The 1,504-nt window shown below is 72.8% G+C and carries 1 protein-coding gene; it reads left to right on the top strand.

Features of this window, described 5'->3' with window-relative positions:
• Positions 1–233 precede the first annotated feature (233 nt).
• Complete coding sequence (locus tag AB0G15_RS43455; RefSeq protein ID WP_362851590.1) at positions 234–1,418, top strand: amidohydrolase family protein; 1,185 nt, start codon at positions 234–236, stop codon at positions 1,416–1,418.
• Positions 1,419–1,504 lie beyond the last annotated feature (86 nt).

Raw genomic sequence — 1,504 nt, forward strand, 5'->3', positions numbered from 1 at the left:
ACAGGACCCAGTCCAGGGCTGAGGCGCCACAGGCCGCCCCGGCTCACCGATGTCGGATGTACGGGATCCGTGTCCGATGTTCGAGGCGCCTTCTCAGGATCCTCTCAGGGAGGTTCAGGGGCCTCTCAGGTCGTTCGTGATGTTGTTGTGCCCGCCGCCGTCACCAGACCCGCAACGCCCGGGAACGGGACGGGGGGCCGCGCACGCCACCTCTCCCCAGGAGCCTCCCGACCATGACGCCTCTCGCGATTCACGCCGGACTGATGTTCGACGGCACGAGCCTGTCCGGCCCCGCGACGGTGTTCGTGGAGGACGGGCGCATCACCGGCGTGGACGCCACGGGCGCGCTTCCGCCGGACGGGGTGGACCTGATCGACCTCGGAGCGGACGCCTTCCTGATGCCGGGACTCGTCGACCCTCATGTGCATCTCGGCTTCGACGCCGGTCTCGACCCGGTGACCGCGTTCACCACCGCCGACGACGCGGAGCTGCTGGCCGGGATGCGGACCGCGGCCCACAGGGCGCTCCGGGCAGGGATCACGACCGTGCGTGACCTCGGTGACCGCGGCTATCTGGCGCTGGCGCTGAGCGCGGAGACGGAGCGACGCCCCGGAGAGGGACCGGAGATCCTCGCAGCCGGGCCCCCGATCACCACGCCCGGCGGCCACTGCCATTTCATGGGCGGCGCGGCCGAAGGGGCCGCCGCCCTGCGTGCCGCGGTACGGGACCGGCACGAGCGGGGCTGCGCGGTGGTCAAGATCATGCTGAGCGGCGGCAACATGACGCCGGGCTCGCCGCCGCCACACGAGTCGCAGTACTCGGCGGCCGACCTGCGGGTCGTCGTCGACGAAGCGCATCGGCTCGGCCTGCCCGTCGCCGCCCACGCGCACGGCACGCGAGCGATCGGGGACGCGCTGGCGGCGGGAGTGGACAGCATCGAGCACGCGACATTCGTGACCGCGGACGGCGTCGACGCGGATCCCGCCCTGCTCGCCGCCATCGCCGGGAGCGACGTCTTCGTAAGCGTGACGATCGGAGTCGTCCCCGGCGACTCACCGCTCGTCCTGCCGCCGGAGGTCGCCAAGCGTGTGCAGGCCGTACACGAGGCCCTCAGGGCCCTCTACAGGCTCGGTGCCCGCATCGTGCTCGGTACGGACGCCGGCATCATGCCGGCCAAGCCGCACGACGTGCTGCCGTACGCCGTCGCCCAGTTCACCGCGGAGGGCCCGTCCCCACTGGAGGCGCTCACGGCGGCGACCAGCGTCGCCGCCCGGGCGTGCGGGGCCCCCGACCGGAAGGGGCGGATCGCGGTGGGCGCGGACGCCGACCTGCTGGCCGTGACCGGGAACCCCCTCGACGATCTCGACCGGCTCCGGGACGTCCGAGCGGTCTTCCGCGCGGGCGCCCGGGTCAGGTGACCAGGCCGGCTTTCCCTTCACTTCTCGGCGGGAGGTGAAACAGGCATGGGAGGGCTTTCGGCGCCCGGCCCTGGACTGGGTCCTGC

The organism is Streptosporangium sp. NPDC023825 (genome assembly GCF_040639575.1).
Taxonomy (GTDB): Bacteria; Actinomycetota; Actinomycetes; order Streptosporangiales; family Streptosporangiaceae; genus Streptosporangium.